This is a genomic window from Streptomyces sp. NPDC096311 (assembly GCF_044763085.1).
Classification (GTDB): Bacteria; Actinomycetota; Actinomycetes; order Streptomycetales; family Streptomycetaceae; genus Streptomyces.
Genome location: NZ_JBIWFN010000013.1, coordinates 1 through 17,850, shown reverse-complemented (window position 1 = coordinate 17,850; position 17,850 = coordinate 1). Strand labels below are relative to the sequence as shown.

Annotated in this window: 14 protein-coding genes; 3 read left to right on the top strand and 11 right to left on the bottom strand. The window is 68.5% G+C overall.

Features of this window, described 5'->3' with window-relative positions; all coding sequences use genetic code 11:
- Positions 1-79 precede the first annotated feature (79 nt).
- The 7 genes from ACIRA5_RS30420 to ACIRA5_RS30390 form a co-directional block, all read right to left on the bottom strand.
- Positions 80-3,550, bottom strand: a complete 3,471-nt coding sequence (locus tag ACIRA5_RS30420) for a LamG-like jellyroll fold domain-containing protein (RefSeq protein ID WP_403695916.1) — start codon at positions 3,548-3,550, stop codon at positions 80-82.
- 1,127 nt (positions 3,551-4,677) lie between these two features.
- A complete protein-coding gene (locus ACIRA5_RS30415; RefSeq protein WP_403695914.1) occupies positions 4,678-5,073 on the bottom strand; it encodes a contact-dependent growth inhibition system immunity protein in 396 nt (131 codons plus the stop codon).
- 185 nt (positions 5,074-5,258) lie between these two features.
- Positions 5,259-6,335: a hypothetical protein gene (locus ACIRA5_RS30410; RefSeq protein WP_403695911.1), complete on the bottom strand. Its 1,077-nt coding sequence runs from the start codon at positions 6,333-6,335 to the stop codon at positions 5,259-5,261.
- Positions 6,336-6,456: 121 nt separating this feature from the next.
- Positions 6,457-6,786 (bottom strand): hypothetical protein, encoded by a 330-nt coding sequence (locus ACIRA5_RS30405; RefSeq protein WP_403695908.1) that lies wholly within the window; start codon positions 6,784-6,786, stop codon positions 6,457-6,459.
- A 70-nt stretch (positions 6,787-6,856) separates the two neighbouring features.
- Positions 6,857-7,726: an IS5 family transposase gene (locus ACIRA5_RS30400; protein ID WP_403695906.1), complete on the bottom strand. Its 870-nt coding sequence runs from the start codon at positions 7,724-7,726 to the stop codon at positions 6,857-6,859.
- 691 nt (positions 7,727-8,417) lie between these two features.
- Positions 8,418-8,915 (bottom strand): YfbM family protein, encoded by a 498-nt coding sequence (locus ACIRA5_RS30395; protein WP_403695904.1) that lies wholly within the window; start codon positions 8,913-8,915, stop codon positions 8,418-8,420.
- Between the two features lie 54 nt (positions 8,916-8,969).
- Positions 8,970-10,433 carry an NF041680 family putative transposase gene (locus ACIRA5_RS30390; RefSeq protein ID WP_403695901.1) on the bottom strand — a complete coding sequence of 488 codons (1,464 nt, stop codon included), beginning with the start codon at positions 10,431-10,433 and terminating at the stop codon, positions 8,970-8,972.
- A 402-nt stretch (positions 10,434-10,835) separates the two neighbouring features.
- Between ACIRA5_RS30390 and ACIRA5_RS30385 the strand changes: the two genes are divergently transcribed.
- The gene (locus ACIRA5_RS30385) at positions 10,836-11,105 is read left to right on the top strand and encodes a hypothetical protein (protein WP_403695898.1); all 270 of its coding nucleotides are present in this window, start codon (positions 10,836-10,838) and stop codon (positions 11,103-11,105) included.
- Between the two features lie 265 nt (positions 11,106-11,370).
- Here the strand turns inward: ACIRA5_RS30385 and ACIRA5_RS30380 are convergent, their stop codons facing one another.
- The 4 genes from ACIRA5_RS30380 to ACIRA5_RS30365 form a co-directional block, all read right to left on the bottom strand.
- Complete coding sequence (locus ACIRA5_RS30380; RefSeq protein WP_403695895.1) at positions 11,371-12,270, bottom strand: aminoglycoside phosphotransferase family protein; 900 nt, start codon at positions 12,268-12,270, stop codon at positions 11,371-11,373.
- A gap of 241 nt (positions 12,271-12,511) precedes the next feature.
- Positions 12,512-12,922 carry a hypothetical protein gene (locus ACIRA5_RS30375; RefSeq protein WP_403696534.1) on the bottom strand — a complete coding sequence of 137 codons (411 nt, stop codon included), beginning with the start codon at positions 12,920-12,922 and terminating at the stop codon, positions 12,512-12,514.
- 190 nt (positions 12,923-13,112) lie between these two features.
- Positions 13,113-14,267: a hypothetical protein gene (locus tag ACIRA5_RS30370; RefSeq protein WP_403695892.1), complete on the bottom strand. Its 1,155-nt coding sequence runs from the start codon at positions 14,265-14,267 to the stop codon at positions 13,113-13,115.
- Positions 14,268-14,437: 170 nt separating this feature from the next.
- Positions 14,438-14,839, bottom strand: a complete 402-nt coding sequence (locus ACIRA5_RS30365; protein ID WP_403695889.1) for a hypothetical protein — start codon at positions 14,837-14,839, stop codon at positions 14,438-14,440.
- Between the two features lie 176 nt (positions 14,840-15,015).
- Here ACIRA5_RS30365 and ACIRA5_RS30360 point away from each other — a divergent pair, with 176 nt between their 5' ends.
- Both ACIRA5_RS30360 and ACIRA5_RS30355 read left to right on the top strand, forming a co-directional pair.
- Positions 15,016-15,690 (top strand): response regulator, encoded by a 675-nt coding sequence (locus ACIRA5_RS30360; protein WP_403695886.1) that lies wholly within the window; start codon positions 15,016-15,018, stop codon positions 15,688-15,690.
- Positions 15,687-17,567, top strand: a complete 1,881-nt coding sequence (locus tag ACIRA5_RS30355) for a sensor histidine kinase (protein WP_403695884.1) — start codon at positions 15,687-15,689, stop codon at positions 17,565-17,567. Before ACIRA5_RS30360 ends, ACIRA5_RS30355 begins: the two co-directional genes overlap by 4 nt.
- The last annotated feature ends 283 nt before the right edge of the window (positions 17,568-17,850 follow it).

The window sequence follows — 17,850 nt, the reverse complement described above, 5'->3', positions numbered from 1 at the left end:
ACTGCACTCCCCATTTGCGTGAAACCGCTGGTGTGTAAGTCCGCCGAAACCGTGCTGCGCTGGTGCGACTCGTCCGCCGTCACAGCGGGATGGGCACATCGTTGAGGTACAGCTGGTCGATGACGGTGTCGGACATCACGCCTGTCCACACCCTCACGTCGTCCACGAGGCTGTTGGCGTAGTCGCTGTACACGCCCGTACTGATCCGCCCTCGGCCGATGTTGAAGGTGCCGCTCGCCTGCCAGGGAGCATCGAAGAGGATGCCGTCGCCGGTGTCGTCATCGGTGTCGGTGTCGCCCTGGGCGCCCTGCCGGACCCCGTTGACGTAGAGGAACAACTGGTGGTGGGCACCGTCGTAGACACCGGTCAGGAGAGTCCAGGCGCCCGGATCGACCAGTTGGGCGGAGGCGATGCCGGCGGGAACCTTGATGACCGAGCCGCTGGTGGCATCGGCGGTGGTGCGGCCGAACACCCACATGCCCTTGGCGGAGCCTGCGGCCTGGTCGTACCACAGGCCCCATGAGTCGCGTACGCCGCCGGACTGGGTGGCGATCCGCATGTGATGGGCCACGGTGGTGTCGGACAGTGCTGTCGCGTCGAGCTTGGCCCAGGCTGCCACGGTGAAGTCGCCCTGGGAGTCGACGATCGGGCCGGAGGCGGTGGCGTTGGCCGTGGCGGTTCCGTTCAGGGACAGGACGTTGCCCTTGCCGCCGTCGGTGTCGGTGGTCCAGGTGCCGCCGGCGGCAACGGTGGCCGTGTGGCCGTATCCGGAGGAGTCCGAGGCGCTGGTCCCCGAGGTCTCTTCCATACCCCAGTCGGCGGCAAGAGCTGGCCGTGCCTGTCCGGTGTTCGGGTCGGTCATCGCCTGCAGATCGGCGACCTCCTCGGGCGACAGGATCCGGTTCCACAGGGTGACCTCGTCGATATTGCCGTCCGTGTATTCCCCGAAGGCGCCCTGGTAGAGACGGCGGCCGATGTCGACCGGGCCTGTGGCCTTCCACGGCGTTGTGAACGAGGCGTTGAGGGATTCATCGTTCACACCATTGACGTAGAGCCGGATCTCCTGTGTCTGAGCGTCGTAGACGCCGAGCAGGTGGGTCCACACGCCGGTGACCGGGGTGGCGGACGAGAGGGCCCGCAGGATCGTCGGCGATGTCACATCGGAGGCATGCCGATTGAAAACCCAGCCGTAGGCAGTGGAGTAGTAGAGCTGGAAGCCGTCGGCGTTGGCGCCTTCCTGGGCGATGAAGGTGCTGTTCGCAGCCAGGGAGTTCAGGCGGACCCAGGCCGAAACAGTGAAACTGGTGCTCGTGTCCAGCGCCGACGAGCCCGTCACCGCGTACGCGGAGGTCCCGTTGCCCTGCATCGCTTTGCCCAGTCGGGCCTTGTCGGTCCAGGTCGCCCCACCGGCCAGGGTCGCGTTCTTGCCCCCGACGGAATCGGCCGCAGTGGAGCCGGTGCCCTCGTCCATCGACCACTGGTCGACGGGTCCGGCACCGGCTGCGACCTTGAAGGAGTAGGTGTAACTGGCCGAACTGTTCCCTGCCGAGTCCCAGGTCTGGACCGTGAGGGTATTCACTCCCCGTACATCAGGTGCGAGGGTGCGGGTGTAGCTGGTTGTCGGCGTTGTGAACGTCTTGGTCTGCACCGGGTTGTCGTTCAGCTGGTACGTGTACTTCACGACGTCGGACGCCCCATTGGCCTTGAGGGTGAACGAGCCAGGTGCACCCACACCGTCGTAGGCCGTGCAGTCGTCGGGTGACTCCGGGCTGGCGCATTCGGGATAGGCCGTCGAGTCCACGTCCGGCGGGACGGGACGCGAGGTGTCGATCGTGAACCAGCATCCCGTCGACCAGTCCGAATACATGTACCCGGTCACTCCGTTGAAGGAATACTTGTACTGGCTACGGGCCCGGAACCAGTACGTCTGCCCATTGGTCAGCGTCGGAGTCGTCCACGTGCCGGCCGTGCCCGACGCCGTCCACGCCGACGGGCTTCCCGAGCCGGCCACAGGATCGGCCACATCGGGGTCGTACTTGTACACCTCGAAGTTCGGCCGCAGCGTCGACTGTGAACCGTCAGACGACTTCGGCGCGGCTGTCAGCCTGGGCGTCGTATCCCTGATGACGGCAGCGGTGCCCTTGGCCGAAGCGCACGCCAGGCTCGGGTCCGACATCTTCACACCGGTCGGAGTGCTGGGCTTGGACACGAACGTCACCGACAGCGTGGGCTTGTGATCCGACGGCGAGGCAAACTGCTTCCAGGCGACAGCGTCATTCTCGTCGCTGGCCTGCAAACCGAGGGTCGTGGTCGACGAGGACTGGCCCGCGGTGTAACTGACCGCGCCCCTCGCGTCGAATTCCACGTTCCCTCCCGGGCAGGAGGACGAGTAACCCTTGGCTGTCGTCACGGTGTCCACGTGCGCGGACCACGCCGGCGGCGCCGACCACTTCGTCGACGACGAGATCGCCCCGGTGCGCCACAACTCGACCGGCTTGCCGGTGCAGTTCGCCGACCACACTTCCAACGCGGTGAAAGTCGCCGCCAGAATCGTCTTGTGGCCCAGGGTGTGTGTATCGAACTGGTAGAACGAGCGCGCCTTCTTGTTGTCCACCCACGCGTCGTAGCCGACGCCCAGCGCGTGCGAGGTCTTCCAGAACGATGTCGAAGGCGAACTCGACCACACCGTCGTCCAGCCCGACAGCGACGCGCTGGTCGTCTGGGGATCCAGCACCACGGGGTAGGTGGTGTCGGGATCGTCGAGGAACGACCGGTCCGGCTTCAGGGTCAGCGCGTCGTCCGCCACCGTCACGTCCATGACCTTCGTTCTGGCACCCGGATCGGGGCCATCCACTGCGCTGTCACCCCTATCCGTGGCCTCGGCGGAAGCCGCCGTCACCGTGTACGACGCCTTCGAGACCGTTGCCGCACCCGCGCCCGGCCCGGCAACCGCCGACGAGTCGTACATCAGCGCATTGCCCGTGGTGAACACGGGACGCCCCTGATCGTCCACGAACGCGGCCCCGCCGGCGTGCGTGTCATGTGCGGAGAGCCCGTCGACCGAGACGGGGAAGCGAACGCTCGACAGCTCCGCGCTCTGGGCCGCTTCGCGGGACTTGACCACGAGATTCTCGCTGAAACCGTCGGGCGTGGCCTGGACCACCAGATCTGTCCCGGGCATGACATCCGGATAGGTCGCCGTCGACCCCGAAAGGGTGGGCGCAGGCAACGTCCACGGTGAACTGACGCTGTACGTCTTCCCGTCCCGCGTGATCCTCGCCAGCGGGGCACGCGTCCCACCCCCGGAGAAGGTGATGTCCGCCGCGGCAGCCTTCGGCGCCAGCTCTCCGGAAGACGTCGTCTCCAGGGTCGTATCGACAGGCACCCAGCCCGACGCCTGCTTCGCCCGCACCGGCTCCGGATCGAACTCGGCCTTGAACGTGCCGTCCGGCTGAGCCGTGACCAACTGGGTGGGGGTCGTCTCCTCGTCCACGTCGACCGGCGAACCGGACTCTGTGGCCTTCTGCGACGCGGCGGCTTCCGGCGACAAGTGATCACCATCGGACGCGACGGATGAACTGCCTTGCGGGACGGCGGCAATCGCCTGTGTACCGGCGGCGCCCAGCATCTGCACGACAAGTACCGATGCCGCCAGCCAGACATGACGCGTCGGTATGCGTCCGCCACGCCGCCTTGCGCCAGCAGCACGGCGCACCTCAGCCCACCCCATATTCCCCACCCCGTGGTCACAGATTCTTTACAGCCGAGTGATCAAATCCCGGAGCGTGACTTGCTGTCAATCACTGCTCAGTGGCGCAGAACTGACCAAACCAGGTCATGATCCACATAGAGTAAGCAAAGAAAAACACCGGGCATCTGCATCGAATGGCCATCGAATCAAAAGCAAGTCCCGCCGAAGGGAGCAATAAACCCACGGGATAGACAAAGAAAAGAAAACAATAAACCCAAGTCCCGTCGAACACCGGGGTGTTCGGTCGCACCCGTGCCGTTGCGTCATTTTTCAGGCAGAAGGCATGGCCGGGCAGAGAGCAGCGCTTCACCGACGCCCAACAGAACGGCCGATGCGCACATCAGGTTGTCCGCCACGGAAACGGAGCACCGCGCTTTAGGCGATCACGTAGAACGGGTCGCGATCCATGACATGCATCTGGCCACGCCACGCGGTGATGCGTCCGCCCTGAGCCTTGTTCTCATTCACCTTGACCCAGTGATCGACATCGTCAGGCGTTGCCAGCCCATATGTCTGACCGCATGGCATCCCGGGTCTCCATGCGCAGATCCAGGTACCTGCGTGTCAGTTCCTCGAACTGATCGCTGTCGACGCGTGTCCCGGCGCTTACGGCGTCGCGCATCATTCGGACTGCTCGACTGCACTCCTCGGCCGGACCGACGACAGTGCCGCGGGGCGAGAAGTTCCAACTCGTGGCGAGACGCGTAGCAGTGCGTGTAGGCCGCGCGCGTCTGCCGGTACCTCTCGCCAGCCTCAAGGCCGGGCGGCTCACTCCGAGACGATGATTCGATGGGCCATGATCGGCGTCATGGTCCGCCGGCTCACCCGGGGCTGTGCTGCGACGCGCCCCGGCCCACGACCGCTCGTGCGGCGATCCTCGTAGACAGTCTGCCGGTCCCTAGACGCCGGCAGATGCTATCGGCGAGCTACAAAGCCAAGAACCCCTCAACCTCGCGTCTCAGGGAAGGCGGGACGTCGGCCAACTCCGAGACGATCAGGCGGACATCCCGCCTGAGTTCGGGGGACTCCCTCCAGACCTTCGCACTCCTGGTGAGCACGGCGGCCAGCAGATCGCCCTCGTACATGTCGCCTTCCGCCAGTGGGTCGACCCGGAGGACATCCACCGCCAGGGGCAGGAGATAGGCAAGGCCCACGTCTTGCCTGATCAGCAACCGCATGTCCTCGACCGTCAGGCCGCCGATCGGCTTGCGCCGAAGCTCGCGCACGGTCGCCATCAGCCGGGTTTCGTCGCCCGACGGGGCCGACCAGCGGTCGCGCTCAAGTTCCTCAAGGGAGCGGTCACGGTTCACGAGTCGAGTCACCAACCGATCGTCCCATGTCAGTGTGCCAGGGCTCTGCAGTTGTCACCAGCGCAGCCGGATGACGTGGTGAGCGGGATTTGCCGAAGCAGTCTGGCTGGCACCAGAGAGGCAAGCGGCTTGTCACACATCCTGATTCGGCAGCACTTCTGTCACCGGCTACGGGAGGATGTGACAGGCCCGACAGTTCATTGGATCAGGTCGGTGTGTGGATGTTCAGGGGAGCCCGGGCAGACGTAGATCTGCATGTTGTCCGTGCTGCCTACTTCTACCCTCGTTGGCTGCGAGGGGTCCTGGCCCGGGTAGTAGGAGTCAGCGAGGGCGGCGGCCTGGTCTTCCTGCGGCGCCCAGCTGTGACCTTCACCGCCGTCCCACTCCCAGGAAGCGATCGTCAGCAGCGGGACCATCTGCACCTCGCACACAGCGCAGTACCGGGGGTTTGGGTCGGTGCGGCCCCAAGGGGGCCAGCCGCCGACCTTCCAGCCGGGTGCGTTGCCCAGATGAATGGAATAGAAGTCGCGCGGATACTCCGCGTAGGAGCTGTCCACGTCGGCGCCGGCTGCCTGCCACCTGTTCCAGTCCTCCAGCATCCGCTGCAGCTCCGGGCTCAGATCCAGGCTGTTGGGGTACTCGGTGATCGCTTCTGGTGCCAGCACGCACGGTTCTGGCACGTAACCCGGATAGTCCGCCTCGTACGGTTCCGGTGGTGTGGCGAGGATGTCGCCGACCTCCGCGGCCGACCGCCAGAACGGTGCGGTCGACGGTTTGTAATCCGGTTCGTGCTCGTACGGGCACCAGAGAATCTGAAGCAGATCGGCCTGCCCGGGCGGCCGCAACAGGGGTATGTCACGCAGGAACAGCTGAGCCACGGGCAACATCGGGACCGGGCATTCGGCGGGCCGTGGAGGGCCTGCGTCGAGCCGTTCAGCGAGCCACGCGGCATTGCGCTCCTTGAGCGCTTCCTCCTCGGGGGTGAACGCGGGAGGTCGGTCATCGGGGCGCCACCGGGACTGCAAGCGTCTCTGGAGCCGCACTTCGGTCGGTGACTGGCGGAACCCAGTGTCCACGTGCAGGCGCGCGTCTTCGCAGTGCGGCCACGGCTCCCCTGTCGGCCACAGCAACGGCCCACCGACCGAGCTGTCCCTGACCGAAGGCGACCCCGGACGCGGATGCAGCCGCATCGCAGGTCGCGCCAGGGGAGCCAGCTCGGGAAAGACCGCGGTCACATCCACAGGCCGCGGCGGAGAAGTACGTACGAAACCCATGCCGGTGATCCTGCCACCAGCCACCGACAGTCCCCTGCCGCCTCAACCCGCGTCAGCGCTCAACTGGCTGCAACTCCCACCAACTCGGCCACGGTGACAACAGGCCTGCCTAGGCCGTGTTTTAGAAGGTGCTGGTCTGCTGGGCTGGCCGTCCGGGGAAGTCGCGGGCGGCCAGCCAGATGATGAGGTCACCTGCGATCCGGCCGATGCTGGTGTGGGTGTCGACCTGGTGTTCACGACGGGTGGCATCGCGGCGGACGATCTCGTAGCCGCCTTCGTCGAGGACGGCGACGGACGCGAACCAGGCAGGGTCGTCCTGGTCGGGCTGGATGACGACGAAGGTGTTGTCCGTGTCGTTGAGTTCGCTGATCAGGTCGAACAGGGCGTCCTCGGACGGGTCGTCGATGTGGTCGCCGTTCTCGCTGTCCGCGCAGTAGTACGTGGCGGCCACTGGACTTCTCCCCACGGTGGGCTGTCGGTTCGGGCGTCAGCATGGCACGGCCGGGTGGGCTGTCGGCGCGTCACAGCCACTGCTGGATCGCCGCGATCTGGACCGTCGCCTCGAAGCGGACGGCAAGCTTGCCGTATCGGGTGGCCACGGCCCGGTGCTGTTTGAGGCGGCTGATCCCGCACTCGACTGCGTGGCGGGCCTTGTAGTCCTGGCGGTCGAAGGCGGGCGGACGGCCTCCTGCACCGCTGCGGCGCCTGCGGTTGCGGATCTGGTCGGCCGGTTCGGGGATTGTGCATCTGATTCCGCGTCGGCGCAGGTAGGCGCGGTTGGCGCGCGAGGAATACGCTTTGTCGCCCCGCACCCGCAGTGGACGTATCCGGGGGCGTCCGACGGTGGTGCGGGGCACCCGGATCGCTTCGAGGACCGGCTCGAACTGCGGGCTGTCGCCCCGCTGGCCCGCTGTGACAAGCAGCGACAGTGGCTTCTGCCCCTGTTCACAGGCCAGATGGATCTTCGTGGAGAACCCGCCGCGCGAGCGGCCCAGCCCGTGATCGTCCGGCTCGGTCCGCGTCCCGCCCGCGGGTTCCTTCAGCCCGGCACCGTCCCGGCGGGCACCGGCGGCATGCTGATGAGCCCGGCAGACCGTGGAGTCCACGTTCACCTCCCACGTGATCAGGCCCGCAGCATCGGCCCGGGCCTGTAGCGCAGTCAGAATCCCGGCCCACACGCCCTCGCGCTGCCAGCGCCTGAACAGCCCGTACACGGTCTGCCAGTGCCCGTACTCGACCGGCAGATCCCGCCACGGCACACCGGTCCGCACACGCCACCGCACCCCGTCGACCAATCGCCGCCGGTTGCGAACCGGACGCCCCAGCTCCCCAACCGGCAACAACGGCTCCAGCACCGACCACTGCTCATCCGAAAGATCCCCACACCCCACATCGAGATCATCACGGCACAGAGCGGAGCCAGGAGGTCACTTCTAAAACACGGCCTAGCCGATACGGCACTCATCCGGGTCCCTCCCTGTTCGCGAATCGCATCGATGAAGCAGGGGCCCTTCGCTCCCAGCGGGTTATGTTGTCCCACCGATCGGCACTACTACGACCCCCTCCGACTGCCTCTCGACAACCCGCCATTTCCCGGTTCTGCCGGTTATAGGCAGGCCACGCTTCCCGGGCCGCAATACCCAGGGCCGAGGAGGCTCTCTCCAGTTCCCAGGACAACCGTCCGACCGTTCCACGCCCCTTACGCCGGGAGGTTCTTCGGCGACCGCTCCAGGTCCAAGATCGCCTTCCGTGGCCTTCGCCAAACAAGCACAGGCTCGGCTCCTCCTTGGCCCGCCCGCGGGCGGGGGTTAAATGACGACGCTGCAGGCTTCACTTCATGTTGCGGACTGGCCGGTTGCACGCCCCCAGAGGACGCTTGTCACTCCACTTCGACGCCACCCTTTCGAGGGACGCCGGGAGTCAGCTACCGGGGACCCTGGCGTCTCCCCGGACCGGACTTGCACCGGCTGGCTATCCTGAACTTGACGTCCGGTTACATCCTTCACACCCCTTCTGAGCTGCAACGATGCCCGGACTGCTGGACGTATGCTTGTCATTTGACGTCCGGCGGCCGGAGGTGGCTCAGTCGAGCCAGGTCAGCATCGCGTGATCGGTGGATGCGGCACCTTGGAAGAACTCTGTCAGGGGAGTGAACAGGTCGCGGGCCCACTCCAGTGAGGTGGGCGAGTCCCAGATTTGGGGGTAGATCTCGGCCTCGGCAAGTTCAGAGGGATCGACGCCCTGAATGAGCTGGTCATACGTCGTCTGGTGCAGGGCGTCAGCGGCCAGCCGTACTCGATCTGGGGTCAGGTATTGCGGCGGTCCGTAGCCCCAGTCGTCGGCAGTGAGGGGTTCTTCACCGTGGACGATGTCGACGGGGAAGGCCGAGCGTCGCAGGAGGAAGCCGAGCAGATCCCATGTCTGGTGTGTGGTGAAGTGCCGCGCCTCGTTCGGTGCTGACTCGCTCTCCTCCTGCGCGTCCTGAATCTCCTCGGCGAGTTCCAGGGCCCATTCGGGATCCTTGAGGGCCCGGTCCAATTCCGCAGGTGTGACACGCAGGTACTCCCCGTTCATGCTCATGGGCGGCAGCATACGGAGCATGTCTGACACCGTGGCTGGGCCCCGGGCCGCAGGTCACTCTGTGCGTCGGGGCTTGGTGCCCTTCTTGTGGTGGGCTGGTCGGGCGTATGCCTCGCCGGTGGCGAGGACTCGCCCGACCTCGTGGCGGAGTGCTGGTCGCTGGTTCTTCGAGCCGGGCGGTCGGCCGGGACCTGGGCGGGAAGGTTTCGGTGCACCCGCCGGGGATCCGGCCTTCGCACGCAGGTGTCTGAACCCCCTGCGGACCCGGGCGGGCGTGAGCCTGTTCGGCGGAGCGGGCTTCTCCCAGGGCCGCCGGAGATCGGTGACCAGCGTTCGGGCAAGCCGGAGCTGGGCATAGGCGGCGATCACCAGCCGCGTCCACCGGTCGGCCGCCTCCGGGCTGCGAAGCCGGGGCTTGGCCCAGCCGAGCGTCTGCTTGAACAGGCGAAACGTGTGCTCCAGGTCGAAGCGGCGGAGGAAGGACTGCCAGCACCGGTTGACCCCCTCGGCGGTGGCAGAAGTGCCCGACCACCACAGCCAGACCGGCTTGTTCACCCCGCCGCTTGGCAGCTTCTCCACAGTCAGACGGATGACTGTGCCCTCAATGACGGGCAGCGGTCCATCGTGGTCGATCCAGGCAGCCCGCCGGGTCAGCCGCGGGTGCAGTCGGTCCCACGCCTGCGCGGTCGCCTTCCCATAGAGGCGGGTGTCGGTGACCGTCACGGCCTGCTCGATACCCCACGTGGCGGGGTCGCCGAAGACGAACTCGCCTCCGAGCTTGGGCGGCCGACCGCCCTTGGGGTCGTAGACACGCGGCGGTGTCGGCCGTCGCATGACGCAGTCGGAGCGCAGGCGACCGAGGATCTCAACGGGCAGGTCGTCGAGCAGGTGGGCGATGCGAGGTGCGTCGTATCCGGCATCCAGCACAACCAGGACCCCGGGATCGCCCGGCTTCCACTGGCCGGCGGCGATGAGCCGCTCGACAATCTCGCGGAGCTGGACCGTGGTCACCGCGGCAACGTCTGCACCGGGCTCCAGGCGGACCGCGTCCAGCACTGCCGTCCAGGACGTGCGGCCGGTCTCCAGCGCGGCCACGATCGAGTACGGCCAGCCCGGGACCATCTGGTGCTTGCCCTCGCCCCGGCCGAAGGTGTGGCAGAAGGACCGGTCAGGGCAGGTGTTGGCGTCTGGCCGCAGCCAGGGCGAGACGTCCGCAGCCAGCACGATCCAGCCGTCCGCCGCTCTCGGTAGCGGCATCCCCGCCAGCGCGCGACGCAGCCGGGCGACGTCGATCCGTCCGTTGTTGAGGCCGCCGTAGAGGGCCCCGTGGCCTCGGCGGTGTTCCGGCGCAAGCGCCAGGTCGACCAGCGTCCGTACTGGCCCGTCCGTGCACAATAGCGCGTCGCACAACTCGAACAACGCGTCGCCCCGCGCGGTCAGACTCGCGTACAACTCCGTCCGGAAGCGTGACACTTCCGCGAACGCATCCCGCAGGATGCCCTGATGCCCCAAACTCACGACCACGGCCTTCGCGCTGGTTCCTCTGCCTCTGTGACGGAGCACAGGATCAGACGAAGGCCGCCTTCACGTCCGCTGAACTGCGAGAACGCGGATCAAGTTCGAGTCACGTTCGACGCCGGACCTTAAATGGCAAGCTCAGGAGCGGCGGCGGTGGGCCGGCGGACCGTGCGTTGCCGGAGATCATCCCCTCGTGCCCGGGGAGCCGGCGGGGGCGCTACGGATCGCTGGGGCCATCCTCGCGCGTGCGAGGAGCAGTACCAGGACTTACCCATCCAGCCCGGCACCGTGTCCGGTCGACAGCCCCGGCCGGGGCTTCTTGCGTATCGGTCACGCGGATGTCGTGGTGTGCGGTAAGTCGGCGGGAGAGAGAGCAGTGCAAGGGCGGTGCCGGCGTGCGGGGTGCCGCCACCGGCCGGCGGCGTCGCGGGCGACGTCCGCGCCGACTTCGACAACCAGTTCGGGTTCCGTCAGCGTGACGTCCTGGGTTTTCCCGGCTGCCCCACCCTGCGGAGAACGACCATCCGTCCACGGATGCCCGTGCCGTGCCACGGCGAGGAGCCCGGCGACCGCGGCGCCTGCGGCTCGGGGCAGGGTGGTGGTGCGGCCGATGTACTGCAGCTGCCCCTGGTCGTCGTACCTGCCGAGCAGCAGTGCGCGCGGGGCGGCTAGGGGTCCGGTGATCGCGCCGACGATCGCCTCGATCGTCTGCGGACCTCCTACTTCAACCAGCCTCTCGCCGCAGGCCGGTAGGGATCGCCCAGCCGTTTGAAGACCACACCCTCCACGCCTACCGATGTCCACGTCAGCCATTCGCGTACGGTGTCCGGGTTGGTGGTCGACGAAGACAGAGCCCAGTGACCTGTCGCGGCGAAGGTTGAGCGATCTCATCGAAGGTTGAGGGGCTGTCGGGGCCAAGCCGTCCGGGGAAAGGCGCTTACGGCGGTTTCGGACTCTGGTCCAGCACCGCATTCAAGGTGCGGTGGCCGATCCCGGCCATCAGCGGGTTGTCGGCGGAGTGCGTCAGGAAGACCAGGGCCAGCGCCAGCGCCCACCCCCGTGCCCGGGTCCATGTGCTGTCGTCGGCGCGGCCGTACGCCCGCCGAAACTCCTCGCGCTGCGGCGCGGGCAGGAACATCCAGGCCGCGGCCAGGTCAGTGGCGGGGTCTCCGGCGGTGATGTCGCCGAAGTCGATCACGGCCCCGATCCGGCCGCGGTCGACTAGGACGTTCGCCGGGTGCAGGTCGCCGTGCAGCCACACCGGCGGGCCGTCCCACTCGGGCGCGGCGGCGGCGCTCTCCCACACCCGCAGCGCGGCGGCACGTTCGGCCGGGTCGTCCAGGTACGGCAGTTGCGCCATCACCCCGGCGGCCCGGCCAGCGAGCGGGATTCCACGTAAAGGGTTGGCAGGGGCATCCGCCGGTGCCGGCACATGCAGGGCCTTGAGGAATACGCCGAGGGCGCGCGACGCCTCCCCCAGGTCGCTCGGCGGCGTGCGGGCCGCGATCTCCCCGGGCAGGAACGGCACCACGCTCCAGGCCCACGGATACCCGCGGCCCGGCCGGCCGGTGCGCACCGGTGCCGGAACGGGCAGCGGAAGGTGTCCGGCAAGGTCCGGCAGCCAGCGCTGTTCGTTCACCACGAGTCCCGCGGACACCGTGCGCCGGGGGAGGCGCACCAGGTAGTCGTCGCCAAGCCGGCAGACCATGTTGTCCCACCCGTTGGCCAGCACCTCGATGCCGAGTCCGGCAAGATCGAAGTGCTGGTCGGTCAGCAGCTGGCGCACCAGCTCCGGGGAAACCTGCACCTCGGCGGTCGGCATACTGTTGACGTTCACCGCGCAATCCTAGGGCTCGGCTCGCCGGAAGCGCTGGTGCATGCCCGCCTGGTCACGCCCCAACGCAGTGGGGCTGTGATCGGCCGGCCTTGAAGGCACCCGCCCCCGCCTGGCCCTACATCGCCGACCCCCGGCACGCGCCCAGCGGGCACGGACTCGATGGAGGTCCGTTCGGGATCACCCTGGCCCGAAGGTCGATCACAGACTCAGCGATCAGCACTCAAACACCGGTGAGAATCACTCAACCTTCGCTGCGAGACGACACCCAGGGCGCGGACCGTCGGCGGGCGTTGAACATCGACTCGAGTGCGGCCCGGCGGCGCCGGTAGGGCCACGCGGTCGTGTCAGTGCCGGACAACCGCAGCAGATCGAACGCGACGAAGTGGGCCGGCCACTCGTCTGCGGCCCGGGCGCCTGCGGTGCCGCGGCGCTGGAGCCGGTCCTGCAGCCGCTCGAACGCGAGCCTGTCCTGTTCCCACACGATGAGCTCGCCGTCCAAGGCGGTCGCATCCGGCAGCTGTGCAGCGGCGGCTGCGATCTCCGGGAAGGCGGGCGCCATTTCGGTGCCGCGCCTGGACCGCAGCACCGCGCGTCCCGTGTCGACGTGGACCCGGCGCCCCGGGAGCCCTTCGTTTCGGAACTGATCACCGATTGGGCTGGCGCCGGGCAGTTGGCCGACGAAACCAGATGCCTCCTACTTCACCCGCCGCAGCAGAAGGACACCCATCCCGCCCATTCCTTCAACCAGCGTTCTCCGGCTCGCGGGCGGTGAAGGCTGCGGGCTGTTCGACCCCGGAAACGGTCCCTCCGGGCGTTTGTGCCTGCAGGCCTTCTGCCGCGGATCAGCAGCCGACGTGGAAGTCGACGCTCTTGTCGGCGTATCTGATGGACAGCTGGAATCCTCCGTTGGAACCGGTGTAGGTCCCGTGGACTGCGATGGTCTGCCTCTCCCCGGCCGGGACCGACCCCGACGGGGGGTCCACGCTCACGCCGGAGAGGGAACCGGAGCCGGGGGCGTCCGCGGTGTCGGTGAGGGCCGCGCTCCACTCGACCGGGCCGTCGGACGCGAGGACGGTGACCGAGCCGTCGAGGGCAGTGCAGTCGGCGGGGTCGATGCCGGTGGAGCCGGCGTCGGAGAGGGTCGCCTGTTTCGAGGGGGCGACCGGCGTCGGTGTGCCGGTATCGGTTCGGGCGGTCAGGTCCACCTGGGAGGCTGGGCCGGGAGTGTTCTGGTGGATGACCAGTCGCGCGGTGTGCTGGGCCGTCCCGTCGCTCTGCACGGCCCAGACTCTCAGCCTGCAGTCCTGTCCCGGCGCGATGACCTTGTGCTCGCAGTCGTCGCTCCGGTGCCAGGCGGCGGCGCCCTCACCCTCGAACGCCATCGAGGTGAGCCGCAGGTCTGCGGTACCCGTGCTCCTGATGGTCACTTCCTGTCGGCAGTCCTTGCCGAGGCAGGACAGTTCGAGCGAGGCCGGGGACACCTCGGCGCCCGCGTTCTTGTCGATCTTCCCTGGACCGGTGTCGGAGATGGGGACGGACGGGAGGGCCAAGTCTTCGCGGTACTTGTCGTACACGGCCCGGACAGTGGTTGCTCCGCCCCCGCCGGAGGGCCCGTGAGCGAGCGCGGAGAGGGGTTTACCCAGCGATGCCTCCAGCGTCGTGATCGAGGCGAAGGGGATGGCGAGAGCCACCACGGCCAGAACCACCTTGGCCGATCTGGCCGCCAGGGCGGTCACCGCCATCACCACACTGGTGCCGGTGATACCGGCGAACGCGGCGAGGTCACCGAAGTGCGCCAGAACCGCGGAAATGATCAAGCCGACGACGGCCTCGACGAGTTGGGTTCGAATGATGCGGCCCATGTGGCTGCCTTTCTGCACGTGCGCGATGAGGGATTCAGAGCCGGCCGGTGCCTGCGGGGACGAGTAGGACGAGTGGGGCGAGTGCTCGAAGCTGCCGTTGCGGCAGGGCTGGGCTGCTCCGGACTCGTCGCGCATCCAGGTGACAAGCAGCGCGGGTGCGGCGGTGAGCAGGCGGGATCCGCGCAGGGCCCGGGACCCCGCGACGACGCGGGAGGTGGTGCGGTCGGCGGTACCCGGGTGCGGTTAGCGGTACGCCGGATGCGGGCGGCGGCGACGCGGCCCGGGTTGGTCGCTGTCCTACGCAGTCACGTGAGCGCCGTTTCCGGGACGGTGCGGGACAGGACCAAGGCGGTCGCGACGACGGTGACCACGATCAGGACGGCGACGACAGCCACGACCCACGCCGCGACGCCGGTGACGAACAGTGCCGGGAGCGCGGTGACCGCCGACAGGATCCGGGACCCCGCGACGACACGGGAGCCGGTGCGGTTGGCGGTACGCCAGGTGTAGACGACGGCCACGACGGTGATCAGTCCAAGGACGACGTCGGCGACGAGGATGCCGGCCGGCGGCCCGGGCTCACCGCTGTCCGGCGCCAGGAAGCCGCCTGCGCTGGTCGTGTCGAGCAGCCCGAGTACGGCGGCGAGCCCAAGGCCCACCTGGTTCTTGCGGCTGAGCATGGGCGGCACCGCTTGTGTCCGGCTCATATCGGTTCCCCCGTACGGGTGTTGGGGGTCGTCAATGCGACGGCCCGGTGAACCGACTATCGCGGCAGGCCCCTTGGCGCGCATCGTCCGAAACTCCCTTCCGTCCGGGAGGATTTCCCGGCCCGCAGGGACCGTGAACCCTCCCGGCCGGGAGACCCGTCGGCCATCATCAGGGCATGACCTCCCCAGCCGGCCCGATCCGGGTGCTCATCGCCGACGACCACCCCGTCGTACGACGCGGTATGAGCGCGCTGCTGGCCTCGCTGGACGGCGTGGAGGTGGTGGCGGAGGCGGCGAACGGCGAAGAGGCTGTTCGGGAGGCCCAGTTGAGCCGGCCCGACGTGGTCGTGATGGACATTCAGATGCCCGCACTGGACGGCGTCGAGGCGACCCGGCGGATGACCGCCCTGCTGCCGGACGTGGCGGTGCTCGTGGTCACCATGTTCGAGGACGACGAGACGGTGATGTCCGCGATGCGGGCCGGCGCCCACGGCTATCTCCTCAAGGGCGCCCAGCAGGAGGAGATCCTGACCACGCTGCGCGCGGTCGCGGCCGGGCAGTACGTGATCACGCCCGGGGTCGCGGCACGCCTCCTCGGCCGTCTCTCCCCCGCGCCCGCGCCGGCCGTCCCCTTCCCCGAACTGACCGACCGCGAGCGGGAGGTGCTCGACCGCCTGGCCCGGGGATACACCAACGCCCGGGTGGCGGCCGACTTGTCGCTGGCCGAGAAGACCGTGTCGAACCGTCTGTCCGCGATCTTCCTGAAGCTGGGCGTGAGCGGACGGACCGAGGCGGTGATCATGGCCCGGGAGCACGGGCTGGGCGGCGGTGTGCCGGAGGCGGGACCATGACGGTACGGGCTCTGAGCGCCTGTGCCCTTCTCGCGCTCCTCTCGGCCGCGGACCTGGCCTCCCTCGGCCTTGTGCCGCCCTCCCCCGCCTCCGAGCAGTGGGTGATCTGGGCGGTGATCGTCGGCACGTTCCTGGCGGTCTGCTGCGGGACGGTCATCGCCCGGCTCCCCGGCGCGGCGGCGGTTCCGTTCCTCGGCGCTTCCGCGGGCGGCCTGCTGGCCGCCCCGCTCGCGCTCGCCGCGGGCGCCCAGGTACTCGCGGTGCTCCTCGCCGTCCTGGCGGCGGCCGTGAGCCTGCCCCTGGCGGCCCTGCGCGTCGTCCCGGAACGGCCGCGGTCCCCGCTGCTGTCCTGCGCCGACGCGGCCGTCGTCGTCACCGGCGCCGGATGCGCGGTCGCCGCGGCGGCCGATGTGAAGACCGCTCAGGTGCCGGCGATCGTCGCCGCCGGGACCGTGATGCTCGCGGGAACATGGGTGCTCTTCGAACTCACGGCCGGGGACGACCGGCGCCGCGTTCTGTGGCTGGTGCTGGGTGCCGCCGCGACGACGCTGGCCGGCATGCTCCAGTTCGCCGCCGAGAACTCCCTGCCCGTGGGCCCCGTACCCTCCGCCGTCATCACGAGCGCGGTGTCGCTGCTACTCCCCCTCGCCGTCACCGTCGCGCTCATCGCGCCGCGCCGGGCCGACGTACGCGTCGTCATCCGCGGGGCGACCGTCCTGATCGTGATGCTCGCGCTGAGCGCAGCCGTGTACGAGGGGGTCGCGGCGGTCTGGGAGCTGGTGGTGGGAGCCCGGCCCGGCAAAGGGGTGCCGGCCCTGCTGGCGGCCGCGATAGCCGCCGGGTACCAGCCCCTGAAGCGGCAGGTCGAGGCCAGCATGGACGAGATGCTGTTCGGCAGGTCGGCAGACCCAGTTGAGACGCTGACACAGCTCGGTACGGATCTCACCGCGGACGCCCCACCCCCGAGGTGGCTGCGCACCCTGCGCTCCACCCTCGGTGTGCCCGGCATCGCCCTGCGCCAGGAAGGAACCACGGTTGGCATGGCGGGCACGATGGGCGACGGCCACACCACCCACATCGCCCTGAGCGCGGGGGCCGACCACGTGGGCGACCTTGTCGTCTGCCTCCCACCTGGACACCTGCGGCTGCCCCAGGCCGCGACAGCGGTGCTCGAACTCGTAGCAGTACCACTCGCCCAGGCCCTGCACGCCGCGCGGCTGAGCGAGCAACTGCGCGTCTCCCGAGGCCGGGTGGTGACCGCGCTCGAAGAAGAACGCCGCCGAATGCGCCGGGATCTGCACGACGGTCTCGGCCCGGCCCTGACTGGCATCGCCTACACCACCGACGCGGTCGTCAACCTCATCGCCGCCGACCCGGAGCGTGCCGTGGAGACGTTGCGCGGGCTGCGCGCCGACATCGGCGACGCGATCACCGAGATCCGCCGGATCGTCTACGGCCTGCGGCCTCGGGCCCTCGACGAACTCGGCCTCGTCGACGCCGTACGCCAGCGCATCGCCCCGCTGTGCGCCGCGGACAACCGAGCTCTGACGGTCACGATCAGCGCTCCCCCACGGCTACCGCCGCTCCCCGCGGCCGTCGAAGTGGCCGCATACCGGGTGGCGGTGGAGGCCGTGACCAACATCGCCCGGCACTCTGACGGCACCACCGCTCACCTCACCTTGCAGCTCACGGACCCCGCGCTTTTGCGCGTGACCGTCACCGACAGCGGCCAGTGCACCGTGCCGTGGACACCCGGTGTGGGTATCCAGTCCATGCACGAACGCGTCGAAGAGATCGGTGGCACCCTCACCATCGACACCACCCCTGAGGGCGCCACCATCATTGCCGATCTACCGCTCGTCATCCCTGCGGCCTAGGTTCTGTCTCTTTGGCTTCGCGCGGATGCGCTTGAGGCTGGTCAGTGGCTCGACGTGGCTGACCGCGTGAGCTCCAGTGGATGATGTTCCGCATGATGATGCGACCTCCCCGACGAGGCATAGACCCTGTAGTGCCCCCGGTCGCGACGTCCTGGCACCGCATCGACGCCTGGTTGTCCCGACACGCCTGGGTCTGGTGCAGGTTTGGGTGACAGGTTCGGTCACGCGACCTGGGAGGCCGGTGTGGTCATGACGGTCTCGAATTCGACGGAGGTCAGCCGGC